The organism is Pseudomonas sp. DD1 (assembly GCF_044510355.1).
Taxonomy (GTDB): Bacteria; Pseudomonadota; Gammaproteobacteria; order Pseudomonadales; family Pseudomonadaceae; genus Aquipseudomonas; species Aquipseudomonas shahriarae.
This window is the reverse complement of sequence record NZ_MSAJ01000011.1, coordinates 394250-411873: the sequence shown is the minus strand read 5'-3', so window position 1 is coordinate 411873 and position 17624 is coordinate 394250. Positions and strand designations below refer to the sequence as shown.

At 59.1% G+C, this 17624-nt stretch carries 15 protein-coding genes; 10 read left to right on the top strand and 5 right to left on the bottom strand.

The annotated features are described in order from the left end of the window. Nucleotides 1-22: 22 nt before the first annotated feature. Nucleotides 23-475, top strand: a complete 453-nt coding sequence (gene rnhA / locus PSFL_RS09645; RefSeq protein ID WP_057436798.1) for a ribonuclease HI — start codon at nt 23-25, stop codon at nt 473-475. A gap of 55 nt (nt 476-530) precedes the next feature. On the opposite strand, the gene PSFL_RS09640 is transcribed toward rnhA, so the two are convergent. Next, complete coding sequence (locus tag PSFL_RS09640) at nt 531-836, bottom strand: DUF2388 domain-containing protein (RefSeq protein WP_057436795.1); 306 nt, start codon at nt 834-836, stop codon at nt 531-533. Nucleotides 837-1036: 200 nt separating this feature from the next. Here PSFL_RS09640 and dnaQ point away from each other — a divergent pair, with 200 nt between their 5' ends. The 3 genes from dnaQ (at nt 1037) to PSFL_RS09625 (ending at nt 4822) form a co-directional block, all read left to right on the top strand. Continuing rightward, nucleotides 1037-1777, top strand: a complete 741-nt coding sequence (gene dnaQ / locus PSFL_RS09635) for a DNA polymerase III subunit epsilon (protein ID WP_162947798.1) — start codon at nt 1037-1039, stop codon at nt 1775-1777. A gap of 217 nt (nt 1778-1994) precedes the next feature. Then, the gene (locus tag PSFL_RS09630) at nt 1995-4250 is read left to right on the top strand and encodes an Orn/Lys/Arg decarboxylase N-terminal domain-containing protein (RefSeq protein ID WP_397469951.1); all 2256 of its coding nucleotides are present in this window, start codon (nt 1995-1997) and stop codon (nt 4248-4250) included. Nucleotides 4251-4258: 8 nt separating this feature from the next. After that, nucleotides 4259-4822, top strand: a complete 564-nt coding sequence (locus PSFL_RS09625) for a GNAT family N-acetyltransferase (RefSeq protein WP_057436789.1) — start codon at nt 4259-4261, stop codon at nt 4820-4822. An 18-nt stretch (nt 4823-4840) separates the two neighbouring features. Here PSFL_RS09625 and PSFL_RS09620 read toward each other — a convergent pair whose 3' ends face one another. Together PSFL_RS09620 and PSFL_RS09615 are read right to left on the bottom strand one after the other, a co-directional pair. Continuing rightward, nucleotides 4841-5740, bottom strand: a complete 900-nt coding sequence (locus tag PSFL_RS09620) for a LysR substrate-binding domain-containing protein (RefSeq protein WP_057959400.1) — start codon at nt 5738-5740, stop codon at nt 4841-4843. Between the two features lie 92 nt (nt 5741-5832). Beyond that, nucleotides 5833-6057 carry a hypothetical protein gene (locus PSFL_RS09615; RefSeq protein WP_057436787.1) on the bottom strand — a complete coding sequence of 75 codons (225 nt, stop codon included), beginning with the start codon at nt 6055-6057 and terminating at the stop codon, nt 5833-5835. A gap of 227 nt (nt 6058-6284) precedes the next feature. Here PSFL_RS09615 and PSFL_RS09610 point away from each other — a divergent pair, with 227 nt between their 5' ends. The 6 genes from PSFL_RS09610 to PSFL_RS09585 all read left to right on the top strand — a co-directional run bounded on the left by PSFL_RS09610 (nt 6285) and on the right by PSFL_RS09585 (nt 15168). Continuing rightward, nucleotides 6285-6842, top strand: coding sequence for an NADPH-dependent FMN reductase (locus PSFL_RS09610; RefSeq protein WP_057436785.1), 558 nt, complete (start codon nt 6285-6287; stop codon nt 6840-6842). A 366-nt stretch (nt 6843-7208) separates the two neighbouring features. Beyond that, on the top strand, nt 7209-8723 hold the full coding sequence (locus PSFL_RS09605; RefSeq protein WP_057436783.1) for a class I adenylate-forming enzyme family protein: 1515 nt from the start codon (nt 7209-7211) through the stop codon (nt 8721-8723). Next, nucleotides 8713-9324 carry an HAD family hydrolase gene (locus PSFL_RS09600; RefSeq protein ID WP_170044132.1) on the top strand — a complete coding sequence of 204 codons (612 nt, stop codon included), beginning with the start codon at nt 8713-8715 and terminating at the stop codon, nt 9322-9324. Before PSFL_RS09605 ends, PSFL_RS09600 begins: the two co-directional genes overlap by 11 nt. Nucleotides 9325-9381: 57 nt before the next feature. After that, entirely contained in the window at nt 9382-10752 is a 1371-nt protein-coding gene (locus PSFL_RS09595; RefSeq protein WP_143110312.1) for an FAD-dependent monooxygenase, read from the top strand. Nucleotides 10753-10852: 100 nt separating this feature from the next. Next, a complete protein-coding gene (locus PSFL_RS09590; protein ID WP_397469950.1) occupies nt 10853-11710 on the top strand; it encodes a polyketide synthase in 858 nt (285 codons plus the stop codon). Between the two features lie 41 nt (nt 11711-11751). Then, entirely contained in the window at nt 11752-15168 is a 3417-nt protein-coding gene (locus PSFL_RS09585) for a beta-ketoacyl synthase N-terminal-like domain-containing protein (protein WP_397469949.1), read from the top strand. Between the two features lie 92 nt (nt 15169-15260). Here the strand turns inward: PSFL_RS09585 and PSFL_RS09580 are convergent, their stop codons facing one another. Further along, on the bottom strand, nt 15261-15755 hold the full coding sequence (locus PSFL_RS09580; RefSeq protein ID WP_029291397.1) for a DUF934 domain-containing protein: 495 nt from the start codon (nt 15753-15755) through the stop codon (nt 15261-15263). Continuing rightward, complete coding sequence (locus PSFL_RS09575; RefSeq protein WP_057436776.1) at nt 15739-17397, bottom strand: nitrite/sulfite reductase; 1659 nt, start codon at nt 17395-17397, stop codon at nt 15739-15741. Before PSFL_RS09575 ends, PSFL_RS09580 begins: the two co-directional genes overlap by 17 nt. Nucleotides 17398-17624: the final 227 nt, after the last annotated feature.

Genomic DNA, 17624 nt, shown 5'->3' with positions numbered 1-17624 from the left:
ACCCGCTTTGATGGATAGCGTAATGACCGATAGCGTAGAACTCTTTACCGACGGCGCCTGCAAGGGCAATCCTGGTCCGGGCGGCTGGGGCGCCTTGCTGGTGTGCAAGGGCGTGGAGAAGGAGTTGTGGGGCGGCGAACCCAACACCACCAACAACCGCATGGAGCTGATGGGCGCCATTCGCGGCCTGGAGGAGCTCAAGCGCCGTTGCGACGTGCTGCTGGTGACGGACTCGCAGTACGTCATGAAAGGCATCAACGAGTGGATGGTCAACTGGAAAAAACGCGGCTGGAAGACTGCAGCCAAGGAGCCGGTAAAGAACGCCGACCTATGGCAGTTGCTGGATGAACAGTGCAACCGCCATAACATCACCTGGAAATGGGTGCGCGGGCATATCGGCCACCCGGGCAACGAGCGGGCCGACCAATTGGCCAATCGTGGCGTGGATGACGTGCGCGGTTACAAGCAGAGCTGAGGTTCCCCATAGCCCTTGTTGGCTGGCGCGGTCCTGGATCTGGCAATCGCTGAAATCACAACGCCAGAATCCCCCGGGCGAGTTGCTCGTCCGTATCGCGTAACGCCGGCAAGGTACGGCGAATGTGCTGCAATGCCGACTCCAGCTGGACACCCCGTATCTCGCCGTGGCTGGCAACAAACGCTGCGGCATCGTCCTTGGCCGCCAGTACGATCTTGTCATCCTTGAAGTTGCTGCTGGTGCCCTTGGTGGCACTCATCGACAGGCTGACCAGGGCGTCGGTGGTCATCACAAAGCTGGTGGCCTGGGCATGGGCAGCGCCCATCAGGCATAGGGCGAGCAGATAGTTTGGCTTGAGCATGGGTAGATTTTTACGCATCTGTAAGGAGCGGCGCAGGCTAACAAGGCGCTTGATAGCAAACTGCGCAAGCTTTGCTAAACCTTGTAAAAAACTGTTGGGCGAGGGCTCGCGGCGTTCCTCCAGGGGGCGCTCCGGTTATAGAGCGTGCTAATATCCCGCCCCTTGAAATACACACCGTTGAGAGCTGAACCCTGATGGCCATCCGATCCGTTGTACTCGATACCGAAACCACCGGCATGCCGGTGACCGATGGTCACCGGATCATTGAAATCGGCTGTGTCGAGTTGATGGGCCGCCGCCTTACCGGCCGGCATTTCCACGTGTACCTGCAACCGGACCGGGAAAGTGACGAAGGCGCCATTGGCGTCCACGGTATCACCAACGAATTCCTGGTGGGCAAGCCGCGCTTTGCGGAAGTTGCCGATGAGTTTTTCGAGTTCATCAACGGCGCGCAGTTGATCATCCACAACGCGGCGTTCGACGTGGGTTTCATCAACAACGAATTCGCGCTGATGGGCCAGACGGATCGGGCGGACATCACCCGTCACTGCTCGATCCTCGACACCCTGATGATGGCCCGTGAGCGCCACCCAGGCCAGCGCAACAGCCTCGACGCCTTGTGCAAACGCTATGGCGTCGACAACTCCGGCCGTGAACTGCACGGCGCCTTGCTCGACTCCGAGATTCTCGCGGACGTCTACCTGACCATGACGGGCGGGCAGACCAGCCTGTCCCTGGCCGGCAACGCCTCCGATGGCAACGGTTCGGCCGAAGGCTCGGGCAACCGACCTTCGGAAATCCGTCGCCTGCCGGCGGACCGCAAGCCCACGACCATCATCCGCGCCAGCGAGCAGGACATGGCCGAGCACGCGGCACGCCTGGAAGCCATCGCCAAGTCGGCGGGTGCGCCGGCGTTGTGGACCCAGTTGACCCAACACTAGTCGGGCCCGGCACGGTCTAAACATGTCGGAGCAGGCTTGTGTGGGAGCGGGCTTGCCCGCGATTACGGTTTGACAGCCAGTGCAGCTGTTACTGATCCACCGCCATCGCGGGCAAGCCCGCTCCCACATTGGTTCTGTATAGGCTTCGAAATCTTCATTCGCGACATTCGCTCCCAGCTTCTACCCTGAGTACATCGCTCTCAGGACGCCAAGCCCCATGTACAAAGACCTGAAGTTCCCTATCCTGATCGTGCACCGTGATATCAAGGCCGACACCGTCGCCGGTGATCGGGTCCGGGGCATCGCCCGGGAGCTGGAGCAAGAAGGTTTCAGTATCTTTTCTGCCGTGGACTATGCCGAGGGCCGGCTGGTGGCCTCGACCCATCATGGGCTGGCGTGCATGCTGATCGCCGCTGAAGGCGCCGGGGAAAATACCCATCTGCTGCAGAACATGGTCGAGCTGATCCGACTGGCGCGCCTGCGTGCGCCCAACCTGCCAATCTTTGCCCTGGGTGAGCAAGTCACCCTGGAAAATGCCCCGGCCGACGCCATGAGTGAACTCAACCAGCTGCGCGGCATTCTCTACCTGTTCGAAGACACCGTGCCATTTCTGGCCCGGCAGGTGGCCCGGGCGGCGCGTACTTACCTCGATGGCCTGCTGCCGCCATTCTTCAAGGCCCTGGTGCAGCACACGGCCGACTCCAATTACTCCTGGCATACCCCCGGCCACGGCGGTGGTGTTGCCTATCGCAAAAGCCCGGTGGGGCAGGCGTTTCATCAGTTTTTCGGGGAAAATACCCTGCGTTCGGATTTGTCGGTGTCGGTGCCGGAACTCGGTTCGCTGCTGGATCACACCGGCCCCTTGGCCGAAGCTGAAGCCCGTGCGGCGCGCAACTTTGGCGCCGACCATACCTTCTTTGTGATCAATGGTACGTCCACCGCCAATAAGATCGTCTGGCATTCCATGGTCGGCCGCGATGACCTGGTGCTGGTGGACCGCAACTGCCACAAGTCGGTGCTGCACTCGATCATCATGACCGGCGCGATCCCGCTGTACTTGTGCCCGGAGCGCAATGAGCTGGGGATCATCGGCCCGATTCCGCTGACCGAGTTCAGCCGCGAGTCGATTCTCGCCAAGATCGAGGCCAGCCCCTTGACCCGGGGCCGCGAGCCCAAGGTCAAGCTGGCGGTGGTGACCAACTCGACCTATGACGGCCTGTGCTACAACGCCGAGCTGATCAAGCAACAATTGGGCAACAGTGTCGAGGTCCTGCACTTTGACGAGGCCTGGTATGCCTACGCGGCCTTCCACGAGTTTTTCGCCGGGCGCTATGGCATGGGGACTTCGCGTACGCCCGATAGCCCGCTGGTGTTCACCACGCATTCGACCCACAAGTTGTTGGCGGCCTTCAGCCAGGCGTCGATGATCCATGTACAGGACGGCGGGGCACGGCAACTGGACCGTGACCGGTTCAATGAAGCGTTCATGATGCACATCTCTACCTCGCCGCAGTACAGCATCATTGCCTCGCTGGACGTGGCGTCGGCCATGATGGAAGGGCCGGCAGGGCGTTCGCTGCTCCAGGAGATGTTCGATGAGGCCCTGAGTTTCCGTCGGGCCCTGGCCAATCTGCGCCAGCATATTGCCGCCGATGACTGGTGGTTCTCCATCTGGCAACCGCCTTCGGTGGCGGGCATTGACCGGGTGGCGACGGCCGACTGGTTGCTGCAGCCCGAGGCCGACTGGCATGGCTTTGGTGATATCACCGAAGACTATGTGTTGCTCGACCCGATCAAGGTCACCCTGGTGATGCCCGGCCTCACGGCGGGCGGTGCCTTGAGTGACTGCGGAATCCCGGCGGCGGTGGTCAGTAAATTCCTCTGGGAGCGTGGCCTGGTGGTGGAAAAAACCGGGCTCTATTCATTCCTCGTGCTGTTTTCCATGGGGATCACCAAAGGCAAGTGGAGTACCCTGCTCACGGAATTGCTGGAGTTCAAGCGCAGTTACGACGCCAATAGCAGCCTGGCCAGTTGCCTGCCATCGGTGTTCGAGCAGGGCCCGACGCGCTACCAGGGCATGGGTTTGCAAGACTTGTGCGACCAGTTGCACGGCTGCTATCGCAGCAACGCCACGGCCAAGCACCTTAAGCGCATGTACACGGTGTTACCGGAAATCGCCATGAAACCGGCCGATGCCTATGACCAACTGGTACGCGGTGAAGTCGAGGCCGTGTCCATAGATGCCTTGCCAGGGCGTATCGCCGCCGTGATGCTGGTGCCTTATCCGCCGGGCATTCCGCTGATCATGCCGGGGGAGCGCTTTACCGAATCGACGCGCTCGATCATCGACTACCTGGCCTTTGCCCGGGAGTTCGATAGCAGCTTCCCGGGGTTTGTCGCCGATGTGCATGGTTTACAACACGAAGACGACGGCAACGGTCGTTGTTACACCGTCGATTGCATCAAGTGTTAAGGATGGTTATGCAAGCTGTAGTGAATCCGAAGTACCCGGGGCTCAGTGTGCGAGTCGCCGACGAGGGATTTGACGCCTACGTGTGGGGCAATGATTTCAGCTTTGAGGTGTGCGTATATGGCACGCCGGAACTGGGCAAGCCAGTTGATCAGTGGGCGGTGGAGCAGATCCTGCCGTACCGCAAATGCTACGGCATTGATCCCGAGGAGTTCGCCAGCTATCGCGATGCCGCCGACAGCGCGGTATTCATGGCTTATCTGGATGATCGGCCGGTTGGCCATATCGTCGTCAGTACCAATTGGAATGGCTATGCCCATGTCGATGAATTGGCCGTGGTGCTGCCGGCACGCCGGCATGGCGTGGCCAAGGCTTTGCTCGACGTGGCACAGTTCTGGAGCCGCAAGAAAAACCTGCCGGGGATGATGCTGGAGACCCAGAACAACAACCTCGGGGCCTGTCGGCTGTATGAACGCAGCGGCTACGTCATGGGCGGGATCGACCATCTGCGTTATCGCGGGATTGATCCGCAGACGCGTGAGGTGGCGATTTTCTGGTATCGCTTGTTCGGCTGAGCCCCACCCGGGCGGGGGCTAATTGACCGGCGACAACAGGCCCTGCGCTTTGTGCGTGACAATCTCCAGCAACGCATTGAGCGCCGGGCTCGGGCTGCTGTCCTTGACCGTCAAGCCATACAGGCTTACCAGGATCGGCGGTGATAAAGGGCAGGTATCCAGCCCGGCCTCACGCGCGCCACTGGCGGTGAAGGGATCGACCACCGCCAACCCTTCGCCGGCCTCGACCATGCTGCGCATCATCTGATAGGTCTGCACCCGTGTCTGGATTACCGGCAACGGGCGCAGCGCCTGTAATTTGCTGTCCAGCAACTGGCTCAACGGGTCCTGGCCCTCCAGGCCGATCATCGACTGGCCGGCCAATTCTTGCAGGGCGATGTATTTCTGCCGTGGCTTGAGCCAGCCATGGGGCGCCAACAACTGCAACTTGCCCTGGGCCAGCACGGTACTGGTGATTTGCGGGTGTTCGGGATCATGCAGGCTCAGGCCCAGGTCGGCCTCTTGCAGCAACAGGCTCCTGACGATGTCGCGGGTCGGCTGGCTGGACAGGTTGCAGGGGGTGTCCTGGAAACGCCGACGCAACAGCGCAATGCTTTGCGGCAGCAACTGATTGGCCAACGGCGGTGTACAGAGCGTGCGCAGCGGCGGCGCATGATGATGCTTGAGGCTGCTGGCCAGGCGTTGTATCGGTTCCAGGGCTTCGTAGAGATGGGCGATCTGTGCCTGCATCGCCAGGGTTTCCCGGGTGGCCTGCAACCGCCCGCGGACGCTGGCAAACAGCATGAATCCCAGTTGCTGCTCAGCGTCCTTGAGGGTGGCGTCCACATCGGACACAGCCAATTGCAACCATTCGGCGGCGGTGCCGAGGTGTCCGGTCTGCAAAATGGCTTGAATCACTTCGATATGACGTAAACGCATGCATGAAGTCCATGTTCAGCAGGTAAGGGATTCACCGGGTGAATCCTAACCCAAGTCCGCTCATATGACTTCTGCCTGGAGGCACAGCCTTATCAAACAGGCGTGTTTTCGGGCTCGCGGGTCAGCGAAACCTGCGACTGGACCAGCACAAAGGTGTTGTCATCGACTTTGTTGACCCGATCACCAATCGCCAGTTTGTAGGAAATGACAGGTTCTGAACCGCCGTCTGTCGAGGTGGACTCCTGGAATTCATGCACGGAATAAACGCGGCCTTCCGCGTCGCGGGCATGGAATTGTCCGACAAGTACTGCTGCCATCTGTTTAGAACCTCTGGAGAAAAACACCGATTTGCGGTTCTGTAGACCGTCATTAAGGCGGGTAGTTTACCTACATAGAAAAAATACTATTCGATGATGTGCTGCTTATTTTTCCTACAGGTAGATCACGGCGCAAAACAGCCGCCGATTGGGCACAACCTGCTGGTGATAGGCCGGCTAAGGCTCTATAACTACAGGTTCCTTTAGTCAGATGTCGGGAAAGCCCCATGAGCAAGGTCTACACGATTGCCGTACTGGTCGGCAGCTTGAGAAAACAGTCGATCAACCGCAAGGTCGCCCAGGCATTGGCGCAATTGGCGCCTGCAAACCTCAAGCTCAGCATCGTCGAAATCGGCGAATTGCCGCTGTATAACGAAGACCTTGATGGCTCAGCGCCGCCTGCCGCCTACAGCACCTTCCGCCAGCAGGTGGCTGCGGCCGATGCGGTGCTGTTTGTCACCCCCGAATACAATCGCTCGGTGCCGGCGGCCTTGAAGAATGCCATTGATGTGGGTTCGCGTCCTTATGGCCAGAGCGTCTGGAGCGGCAAGCCAGGTGCGGTCATCAGCGTTTCACCGGGGGCCATTGGTGGGTTCGGCGCCAACCACCATTTGCGCCAGTCCCTGGTGTTCCTGGATGTGCCGTGCATGCAGCAGCCAGAAGCCTACCTGGGAGGCGCGGGCAGTGCGTTCGATGAGGCGGGCAAACTGTCGGAGAAAACCAAACCGTTCCTGCAGGCGTTTATTGATGCCTATGGCCAGTGGGTAACGAAACAGAAGGGCTGACCGATCGGCAAGACCCAGGCATCGCGCCTGGGTCTTTTGCTACGGTCAGCTCAATTGGTCGGCCAGGTGCAACGCCTGCCGCCCGATAAACTTGAGCCTGGCTTGCATGCAGGGGTTCTGGAAGCCCAGGGTCTGCGCCTGGCACTGTTGCGTTGGTGAAAAGAGGCCTATGCGGGTTCCCTAGACTGGAACTTAAAAGTGTTTCAAAGATAATTCGGCATTACATGTTGAAGTGTCCTACATGTATTCGATCCTCAGATGAGTAAGATCCAAGCGCCCTGGAAGTATAAACGGCCTCGTCACTCTACCTGTGCCTAAGGTGCTTTAGTCCAATTCACTGGTTTGAAACATCAGGAGTATTAATAAATGGAATCCTTGCTGTGTCAGGACGGCTTTCTACACCGATTTTTCGGGATCTCAGAGTCCTTTCCTGAACATATCGCTATCAGGAATCTGGATGTCGACACAGGGGTTGTGACATATCGCGAGTTACGACTAAAAGCCGAGCAGTGTAACGGTGCGCTCGGCACTTTAAATATCTTGCCGGGCGACAAAGTTGCACTTGTTCTACCCAGCGGTGTTGAATTTATCGCTTATTTTTTAGCGATCGTTGGACGTGGTGCAATTCCGGTCATTCTTAACTACAAGTTGACGCCATTTGAAATGGCGAGTGTGGTGGGCAGCGCCAGGCCTGTGCTGGTTGTGACAACAGCTGCGCTCTTCGAAAAACACAGCGAAATATTCCAACTCGCCAACGGCGTTCGTCACTCCTTGTTATTGGACGTGGGTGAGTCCTCATCGCTGCCTGAAAATGCGACGCCTGATGTTCAGCTTATGTGTCGCAACGAACCGCTGGTATTGCCTGAAGGCAACCCAGTCGTCTCGATACAGTTCACTTATCGGGGCACCGGCAAACCGCTGGCGGTTCCTCACCGCTACCTTGACGTGACGCATGCAATCGACGGCATGCACGAGCATATTCATCGCCAAGGGGTCGGCTCCGTCCATCTGGTCACGCTGCCGCTGCACGCCATCTTCGGGCTGTCGGCGATGATGATCTTTCCATTGAGCGTGGGCGCCACGCTGTTGATGACCGATACCTTGCTCAACAGGGACCTGGCAGAAGTTCTGTCCCGGCATAAGGTCACCTATACCTGCCTGGTGCCTGATGTCATTCGCTATTTCAATAGCCGACTGGCCAAGCGCAAAGGCGCGCTGTTGCCGATGCACCCTCAACTGATGATTTACTCAGGCGGTAGCCATCTACCCGCGGACGAAGCGGAGAAACTGGGGCGGTTGCTGGGCTGCAAACCGGTATTGCAGGGCTACGGCTTGACCGAGAGCATGCCCGTGCTGCTACAGAGTACGCTTGGCGTCGCGCAGCGCGGTGCCATGGGGCAGCCGATCAGGGGCGTGGAGCTGCGCGTCGTCGATGCTCAAGGGCAAGACGTCGCACCAGGGCGGATCGGCGAATTGCTGGTACGCGGGTCGATGGTGATTGACGGTTACGACGATGCCGAAGAAGCCAATAAGCGGTTCTTCCGTGACGGCTGGCTGCACACGGGTGACCTGGTTTGGCGCGATGACGATGGGCATGTGTTTTTCTATCGTCAACGCTTACGCATCTCAAAGATCAAAGCGCAGATGGTCGATCTGTTGGAGGTCGAATCCGTCGCCATGCAACATCCCAATGCGGTGCGTGCAAAAGCCTACATCGTTCCCGACCACAAAGAGGTCAACGCATTGCACCTGTGTGTCGAGGGGCGTGCCGGGCTGACTCAGAGCGCAATTTCCACGCTGCTTTCTCAGCACCTCTCGGGGTTCAAACTGCCCAAGACCATTGAGATCATGGTTCTCAAGGAGCACAGCCATGCAAGCTGATGGCACGCCACCGGTATTGGCGGTGTTTGACTTTGACGGCACGCTCTCCGACCGGCATACGTTCTGGCGCTATATGCGTTACGTCGCGGGAACAAAAATGTTCTGGCTCAAAATGATCTGGCTGCTGCCAAAAGTGTTCAGCGTGATTCTGGGCGTGACCCCGTTGATGCAGGCTCGATTGGCGTTTATTGCGCGTTACCTGGGTGGCGTGTCGGTGGAGCAGGAGCGTGAGCACGCGCGGCATTTCGTGACTGAGCAATTGCCACGCTGGATCAGGCCCGAGGCGCTGCGCCGGCTGCAATGGCATCAATCCATGGGGCATGTCACGGCGCTGGTCAGCAACTCGCCAGAGAACTACCTGGCTCCCTGGGGGGCGGCAGTGGGGTTCGACTATGTGTGCGGCACTCGCCTGGAAACCGAGAGCGACAGGCTGACGGGGGGCATCTCAGGCACCAACTGTGTTGGGCCGGAGAAAGTCATACGGCTCAGAGGCTGCCTGGCCAACCTTGATGACTACTACATTTACGCCTACGGCGACTCATCCGGCGACGATGCCCTGCTCGGTATTGCCAACGCCCCCTTTTATCGAAACTGGTACTGACTTATGGGCGCCTCGAACACTTCAGTCCCCGGGCCATGCGCTGTGCCGACGACGGTCATGATCGTGGGTGCCGGACCTGTTGGCCTGCTACTGGCAAACCTACTGCAGAAATGGGGCGTTTCTTTTCGCCTTATTGACAAGAATGCCGGCCCTTCGACTGCCACCACGTCACGGGTCGTGCATTCAAGAACCCTGGAAATGCTCCGGCACCTGGGGGTTGCCGAACAGGCTGTCAGCAACGGTTTTACGCTCAAGCAGTTTTCGCTGCAGGCGAACGGCAAACGGGTTCCGAACGATAACTTCTCCTATCTGGATGCCTGTTACCCTTTTTTACTCAGCTTGCCAGCGTCGACGCTAGAGCAAATCCTGCTTGAGCGTCTTGATGCATCGGGCCTGGGTGTTGAGTGGAATACCGAACTGGTCGAACTGCAGAACCAGCCGCAATCCGTGCAGATGCTCCTGCATCATGCTGATGGCCGCGACGAACGTTTGAGCGCTCGCTGGATGGTCGCCTGCGACGGTGCTCATCGCCGCATTGCCACGTCCCAGCCGCGTCGTGTGCAGGCACTGCAGCACGATGCCGTGTTCCTGGCAGGCGATTCGGCGCCTATCGGCCACCCTCTGGCGGATCAGGCGATTAACCTGGGGATGGGGGAGGCCTATAACCTGGCGTGGAAAATCGCCTATGTCGATCAGGGCCTGGCAGCCCCCGCATTGCTGCAGAGCTATAACGAAGAGTGCTTCCCGACAACCTTGCGAGCCGAGAGCATGGTGTACCGAGTGCTTGTCTGGCTGCGGGATAACATCCTGCCACTGCTGGGTGACTGGCGCCCGCTCCAGCGCACGTTGGCCTCGATGATTTGCGCTCATCATTACCGCTACGGCAAAAGTGCCGGTATTCAAGAGTCCCTGACGAACAAGCAGCGCGCGCATTGGAATAAAAAGGGCAGGAAGTCGCGGTTCCCGACCACAGCGCCTCGTGCCGGCCAACTGGCTCCCGATATTGAGTTATGGCAACCCCCGGGTACGCCGCCAAGACGCTTGATGGATCTGTTCCAGGGAACGTTCACGTTACTGGTCTTCAGTGCGGCCGATCAATTTTCCTCTTTACTGCCGGGTTATTACGCACTGGCTGATGCAGTGCAGACGGATTACCCAGGTATCAAGGCCTACTGCGTTATTGATGCCCTCGGCAGTGCAGGGGCGCCGTTTCAACATTCGACGTTATTGGACCCGGACTGGCGCTTGCACAAGCGTTATCACGCGCGGGCAGGCACATTGATGCTGATTCGTCCTGACGGCTATATCGCTTTTCAGGGGCTGGATATAACTACGCTGATGACGTATCTGCACGTGCGATCCGGGCTGATCAAGGTGAACAAAAAAGCAACTTCCAGCGAAAATGATTTAACGGCGCTGCCGATTTAAACCTGTGTGCGCAGTTCATTAGTTTGCGCAAGGCCCACGTTGGCGATGAACTGATAGTTTGTTTTAAATAACCAAATTTAACTTCGGTTAGGAGGTCTCCATGCGCCTTGAACTTGGCGATGTTGTTCAGGAATTTATCGTATCCAATGGAAAAATGGTCCAGAGTTATTTCTCTCTATCAGAGAGGATCATTGATTCGCTGGGCGACTCGGATACAGCGAAGGAATCAATATTGATGCGTTTGCTGGCTCAGGCCGAAACCGTCACGGTGCAGTATCTCAATGCTCACAAACAAGTACTTGAGGGCGCGTTTTCCCGTCGGGTTGAAGTACCGCTTAATCCAACTGTTGCACCGCTGGAAACGTCGTACTTGAACTCAGCCACACTGGCAACGGCCGCTCTTGATGAGCCAGGCAGTGCGCAATTGCCAGCTGTGGATGTCGAAGCCTCGGTGCTTGAACAACTGGCAATTATCACCGGTTTTACCGTAGATCAGATCGACCAGGAACAACCCTATGAAAGCCTGGGGCTGGACTCTTTGGTGCAGATGGAATTCCTCGAGTCGCTCGTCGACCTGTGGCCGGAACTCAAAGCCAGCGGCACTCAATTGCTCAACGCCAAGTGCCCGCAACACACTATCGCACTGATTAAAGCGGCTCTGGCCGCGCCCGAGTCGCCCCCCGCGCCGGCAAGTGCTGCGCAAACGCCTGAGGCCCAGAGCGCCGAGCCGGCCTTCAGCCAACAACTGTTCGACGCTTTGGTACCGCTGATCCCGGGCGAGCCAAAAGCGTTCGATATTGATACGCCCTTCACCGAGCTGGGACTCAATGGTTTTGCCCGCGAAGCATTTTGCCAAGCACTGGCACAGCAGTGCTCTGCCAGCCAGTTTGCCGGTGAAGCGTTGATGTCATGTCGTACGCCGCGGGACACGCTGTGGTTTTTGGAAAGGCTGAGCTGAGACAGGCCCCGCTGCAATTTTTGCAATCAGGAGGAAACGACATGCAGAGCACGGTGACACCAGAGGGGGATTTTTGCTTCAGCGCCATGGCTGGCGAGTTCCCTGGGGCGCCATCAGTAGATGCGCTTTGGCACTTGCTGGCACAAGGGCAGATCGCGCCTCTGAATTCGATGCTGCCACGCTGGGAGCTGGATAAAGCGTCGATCTATTCAGCCACGGTCGGGGAAAAAAACCGCACCTACCTGGACAGTGCCTATTGCCTGTCTGATAGCGCAGCGACCCCTTCACGGTATGAAGGAAGGCAGGTCGCCATTGGCCTGAAAGTGCTGCAGGCACTCCTTGCCCAATTGACTGCACAAGGTTCGGCGTTGATCAGGGAGCGCACAGCGTTGGTCGTCGCGACGTCCTGGAGCGACGAGAGTTTTTTCCTTGCCCCCACATCGACTGAGGCCCGTGTGCCACAGGGCTATGCGCCCGGCGAACAAGTGGCGGAGTTGGCGTTGGCGCTGGGGCTGGGAGGGCCGGCGTTGTCCGTCGACACCGCCTGCAGTTCGTTCCCCTACGCGCTGAACATGGCCCAGGCTCTGGTCAACAGCGGGCAAGCGGATAACGCTATCGTGATGGCGTTGAACACGGTACTGCCGCTTCCACTTTTCCTGGGGTTTTCCCAGTTGACGGCGTTTTCACCCAGGGCCCGGATGCAGGCGTTCGGTCGCGACGCGGACGGTATTGTGCCGGGTGAGTGCGCGGTGGCTTTCCTGGTCGAGCCGGTATCCCAAGCCCTGCAGGCGCAGCGCCGCCCTCTGGGCATACTGCGCGCATTGGGGCTGTCGGCCGATGGCGCAGAGGGTTCAGTGTTTGCACCCGGCAAGCAGGCCCAATATACGGCGTACCAACGCGCCTATCTCGGCCTGGACCCCGGCGCGGTGGACTATATCGAGACCCATGGTACGGGCACCCCGCTGGGTGATGCGACAGAACTCGACTCGCTGAACAGTTTCTTCGGTGCCTATCGTACCGAGGGTAAAAAATTACCCATAGGCTCGATCAAATCTGTCATTGGGCATCCCTTGGCGGCCGCAGGAGGTGCTTCGCTCGCCAAGACGTTGATGATACTGGCTCAAAAAACCATTCCACCCCAGCCCGACTACTCGCCAAGCGCCAAGGTCGATGAATCCTGCCTGCAACTTGCGAGCGGGCAGGGACAGCCCTTGGCTGATCGCCAGTCGGTGATTCGCATCGGCATCTCCAGCTTTGGTTTTGGCGGTGCCAACGCGCACCTGGTGGTGGATCAATACCTGCCCGGCAACCAGCCCATGGCCTCCCGAGTCAGCCCCGGCGTGCTGCTACTGGACCTGGGCATTGTCGAGGCGGAGGCGGCGATCGGCAGCCACCTCTCGTTACACTCACTCAAGCAACAACTTGATCAGCCTGCGGCCCCCTTGGTTGGTTTTCCCCACGGGCGCTTTGTTGATTACCCGGCCACTTCGGTTCAGCCGTTGCCAGGGCGATTCTTGGCGCAGGACCACGTCATTGATATCGATGGCTTCGGCATGGGCCCCAAACTGCTGGCCAGTGTCGATCCGTTCAAACTGTTGATCACCGATCGCGTCAATCACTTACTGCGCCGCCTGCCGGGGGTAGCCGGCTCACCCGAGACCGCGATGGTCATGTGCTGTAACTTGGGCGGCGCGCACTTCAGTAACGCCTATAGCCGTATTCACAACTTCTTCGGCCGGGCACAGGGCATGCCACCCGAGCAGGATGCGGCGGACGTGGCAACCAGTTTGCCGAGCATGTTGTCGGGGTACCCGGCGAAAATTTTCGACCTCAAGGGTTTTCATCAGACATTGGTCGGCACGCCTGGGGTGTTCTGGCACGCCCTGCTGGCCTCGCAACAATGGTTCAACGAAGGCATCACCACGCTGTTGCTCGGTGCGGGGCGCTTTATCAGTGCGCCAGCCGAAATCGAGCGCGTTCGGCAGTCACCGACCCTGCAGGGGGAGGGCATGGGGGTGTTCGCTTTGCGGCCCTATCGAGCGCAAACCAGTGACACACCTGTGCTGGTGATCCGCGCAGCGGTCTTGGGCCATGTCGCCACCTCCCTGGAAGCGGCGTGCGCACGGCTGGGCCGGGCGCGAAGCGATGTCCAGCATATTGAGGTGTGTGAGTTGCAGCCGACGGCAGCCCCTGTCGGCGGTTCATGGCAAGCCATGACCGGTTGCCTGGCTGAAGCCACCGGCGTCGAAACCCTGCTGGCCGTGATGATGAATGCGTCGGTTCACTCGGTGATCGAGGTGCGCCAGGCCGGCAAGCCGGTGATGTGGTTATTCACCGAGAAACTGCGGGAGTGGGGGGGCACCGCCCCCGAATGCCCGCCAGCCATCAAGCGCCCCTTTGAATTGCGCTTCGCGCACCCGCAGCCTCAGGCGTTGCAGTCATTCATCGGGCCTGACCGTCCTGCCAGCCCTGTGGTTGATTTGCAAAACGATGAAACAGGCGCGCTGGCACTCAGCGATCAACTGACAGACACGCTGCTCTCGGCGCTGCGTGTCAGGGTGCGTGCCATCGAAGCGCTTTGCGCCCTGCGCCGCGACGCTCACGCCCGGCCTGCCGAGCACTGGCAGCGCAGCCCGGAAAACATCGTGATCAGCAATGTTCAACGCAGTGCACAGTCACTGCACGCGCAATTGCTGGTGAATGAAGCACACCCCTATTTTTTTGATCACCCACTGGACCATGTCCCCGGCATTTTATTGATCGAGGGGGTATTGCAGTTGACCGAACTCGCCATGCCTCCACGCAGTGGCCGGGTCGCGTATGTCAACGACCTGACGATCAAGTTCCAGCGGTACGTACAAAAACAAGGGGCAATTGACCTGCAACTGGAATACGACCAAGACCTCCAGGTATTTCGCGCGAAGGTCCGGCAAGCCGGCAAGCTCATGTGCACCTGCACCCTGGGCATTGCATACAGCTCGGCACACGAGGCGTTGCCCGCCGCCCCGTTCACTGCGACCGCCTGCCGCGACAAGGCTCTGCTGCACAAGGACAGACAAGAAAACGTTCTGGTCAGCGACATGAGCGATGTCGCTCGGGGCTTGAGCGTCGAAACCCTTCAACCGCCCGACGAGCACTTTTTCCGCAAGGGCGGCCCCAAGCATTACTCGATGGTGTATTTCCTTGAAGTTGCGCGCCAGTGCTTCATGCAGATTGCTCACACCCACCGACGCATCCCACTGGGCACCCCGATGAACCTGCTGGCCTTGAGTTTCACGCTGGATCGACCGATTCCGACGAACAGCCCCTTGCTACTGGCGCCACAAGGCAGCTTCGAGGCGCCTGAGCCGTCATTCAAAACCAACCAGGTCTGTATTGATCTGTTCAATCGGGGAGAAAAAATCGGTCAAGCCGACATTACCGCTCAATTGCTGAGTCGGGCTCACGCTGGCGCATAACCGCGCTTGCCCTCAACCCCGGCAAAGCCGTGTCCGCACGGCGTAAAACCAAAAAAGCCCTGACAGGTCAGGGCTTTTTCATTGGCTGGCGCTTAGCGCCGACGGAACAGCGGCAGCGGTTCATCCGTAGCCGCCTGGTACGTCACCGAAAAGTCCTTGAGACTTTCCAGCGCTTCATACGGGTCTTTGTCAGCGCGCAAGGCGTAGGCATCGAAGCCGCAGCGATGCAGGTAGAACAACTGGTCGCGCAGCACATCGCCAATCGCCCGCAGTTCGCCCTTATAACCGTAGCGGTCACGCAGCAAGCGCGCGTTGGAGTAGTTGCGCCCGTCGGTGAAGGCCGGGAAATTCAGGGCGATGACCTGGAAGTGTTGCACGTCATCGCCGATTTCCTCGGCTTCTTCATCGGCGTCCAGCCACACACCCAGGCCGCCATCGCGGGCCTTGAGGGCATGACCATGCTCGCGCCACAGGGCCAGTGGCACGATCAGGTCGTCGCAGTTGGAGATGCCATCGAACGTCGCGTCCTTGGGCAACAGGTGCCAGGTTTCGTCGACGACTTCGTTGTTCTTAATGATTCGCTGCATAGACGCGCTCCTTGAACAGGTCAATGCCAATGCGCTGGTAGGTGTCGATGAAGCGCTCATCTTCGGTGCGCTGTTCGATATAAACGTCGATCAGCTTGCCGATCACCTCGGGCATGGCTTCCTGGGCGAAGGATGGGCCGAGGATCTTGCCCAGGCTCGCATCGCGGCTGGCGCTGCCACCCAGGGACACTTGGTAGAATTCTTCGCCTTTCTTGTCCACCCCGAGGATGCCGATGTGGCCGACGTGGTGGTGACCACAGGCGTTCATGCACCCGGAGATGTTCAGGTCCAGCTCGCCGATGTCGAACAGGTAGTCCAGGTCGTCGAAACGGCGCTGGATCGACTCGGCAATGGGAATTGACTTGGCGTTGGCCAGGGAGCAGAAGTCGCCACCCGGGCAGCAGATGATATCGGTCAGCAGGCCGATGTTCGGCGTGGCGAAACCGCCTTCGCGCAGCTCACCCCACAGGCTGAACAGTTGGCTCTGCTCGACGTCCGCGAGGATGATGTTCTGTTCGTGGGACGTACGCAGTTGGCCGAAGCTGTAGCGCTCGGCCAGGTCAGCGACGGCATCCAGCTGCTTGTCGGTGATATCGCCAGGTGCTACGCCAGTCGGCTTGAGCGACAGGGTCACGGCCACATAGCCCGGCTGCTTGTGCGCCAGGGTGTTGCGGGTACGCCAGCGGGCAAAGCCCGGGTGCTGCTGGTCGAGTGCGGCCAGTTCGGCGTCCTGGTTGTCCAGGGCCTTGTAGTGCGGGTCGACAAAGTGCTTGGCCACGCGATGCACTTCGGCTTCGGTCAGGGTGGTCTGGCCGCCGCGCAGGTGTTCCATCTCGGCGTCGACCTTCTGGGCAAACACCTCGGGGGTGAGGGCCTTGACCAGGATCTTGATGCGCGCCTTGTACTTGTTGTCCCGACGGCCATAGCGGTTGTACACGCGCAGGATGGCGTCGAGATAGCTCAACAGGTCTTGCCAGGGCAGGAATTCATTGATGAATGCGCCCACCACCGGGGTACGCCCCAGGCCGCCGCCCACCAGGACGCGGAAGCCCAGTTCGCCGGCAGCGTTGTACACCGGCTCCAGGCCGATATCGTGGACTTCGATCGCGGCACGGTCGGAAGCCGAGCCATTGATGGCGATCTTGAATTTACGCGGCAGGTAGGCAAATTCTGGGTGGAACGTAGTCCACTGCCGAACGATCTCGCACCACGGGCGCGGGTCGATCACTTCATCGGCGGCCACGCCGGCAAACTGGTCTGTCGTCACGTTGCGCAGGCAGTTACCGCTGGTCTGAATGGCGTGCATCTGCACGGTGGCCAATTCAGCCAGGATGTCCGGCACGTCTTCCAGGGCCGGCCAGTTGAACTGCACGTTCTGGCGGGTACTGATATGGGCATAGCCCTTGTCGAAGTCACGGGCGATCTTGGCCATCATGCGCGTCTGGCGCGAAGTCAGTTGGCCGTAAGGCACGGCCACCCGCAGCATCGGCGCAAAACGCTGGACATAAAGGCCATTTTGCAGGCGCAGAGGGCGGAACTCTTCTTCGCTCAGTTCACCTGCCAGATAGCGTCGGGTCTGATCACGGAACTGCTTGACGCGGTCCTCGATGATGCGCTGATCGTATTCGTCGTATACGTACATATAGGTCCTGTTCTCGGCAAATCTGCGCGCACGGCCGCGCACTCCCAACGGAGCCGGCGAACGATACCAGCTTGCGTTTATGCGCAAAAGTGATGTTTTAGTATATGCACATAACCAAATAGCCTAATGAGAACGGTTATTGCGATACCCACATTTGTCATGCGGGCAATCATCGACTTTACTGTGGTCGAGTCTTAATGCAATCAGCCATAAAACCGACAAGAGGC

Bases quoted from the DNA above. Each gene is read 5' to 3' on its own strand.
- rnhA (WP_057436798.1), top strand. From the start codon at position 23: ATGACCGATAGCGTAGAACTCTTTACCGACGGCGCCTGCAAGGGCAAT.
- PSFL_RS09640 (WP_057436795.1), bottom strand. From the start codon at position 836: ATGCTCAAGCCAAACTATCTGCTCGCCCTATGCCTGATGGGCGCTGCC.
- PSFL_RS09630 (WP_397469951.1), top strand. From the start codon at position 1,995: ATGTACAAAGACCTGAAGTTCCCTATCCTGATCGTGCACCGTGATATC.
- PSFL_RS09625 (WP_057436789.1), top strand. From the start codon at position 4,259: ATGCAAGCTGTAGTGAATCCGAAGTACCCGGGGCTCAGTGTGCGAGTC.
- PSFL_RS09620 (WP_057959400.1), bottom strand. From the start codon at position 5,740: ATGCGTTTACGTCATATCGAAGTGATTCAAGCCATTTTGCAGACCGGA.
- PSFL_RS09615 (WP_057436787.1), bottom strand. From the start codon at position 6,057: ATGGCAGCAGTACTTGTCGGACAATTCCATGCCCGCGACGCGGAAGGC.
- PSFL_RS09610 (WP_057436785.1), top strand. From the start codon at position 6,285: ATGAGCAAGGTCTACACGATTGCCGTACTGGTCGGCAGCTTGAGAAAA.
- PSFL_RS09605 (WP_057436783.1), top strand. From the start codon at position 7,209: ATGGAATCCTTGCTGTGTCAGGACGGCTTTCTACACCGATTTTTCGGG.
- PSFL_RS09600 (WP_170044132.1), top strand. From the start codon at position 8,713: ATGCAAGCTGATGGCACGCCACCGGTATTGGCGGTGTTTGACTTTGAC.
- PSFL_RS09595 (WP_143110312.1), top strand. From the start codon at position 9,382: ATGATCGTGGGTGCCGGACCTGTTGGCCTGCTACTGGCAAACCTACTG.
- PSFL_RS09590 (WP_397469950.1), top strand. From the start codon at position 10,853: ATGCGCCTTGAACTTGGCGATGTTGTTCAGGAATTTATCGTATCCAAT.
- PSFL_RS09585 (WP_397469949.1), top strand. From the start codon at position 11,752: ATGCAGAGCACGGTGACACCAGAGGGGGATTTTTGCTTCAGCGCCATG.
- PSFL_RS09580 (WP_029291397.1), bottom strand. From the start codon at position 15,755: ATGCAGCGAATCATTAAGAACAACGAAGTCGTCGACGAAACCTGGCAC.
- PSFL_RS09575 (WP_057436776.1), bottom strand. From the start codon at position 17,397: ATGTACGTATACGACGAATACGATCAGCGCATCATCGAGGACCGCGTC.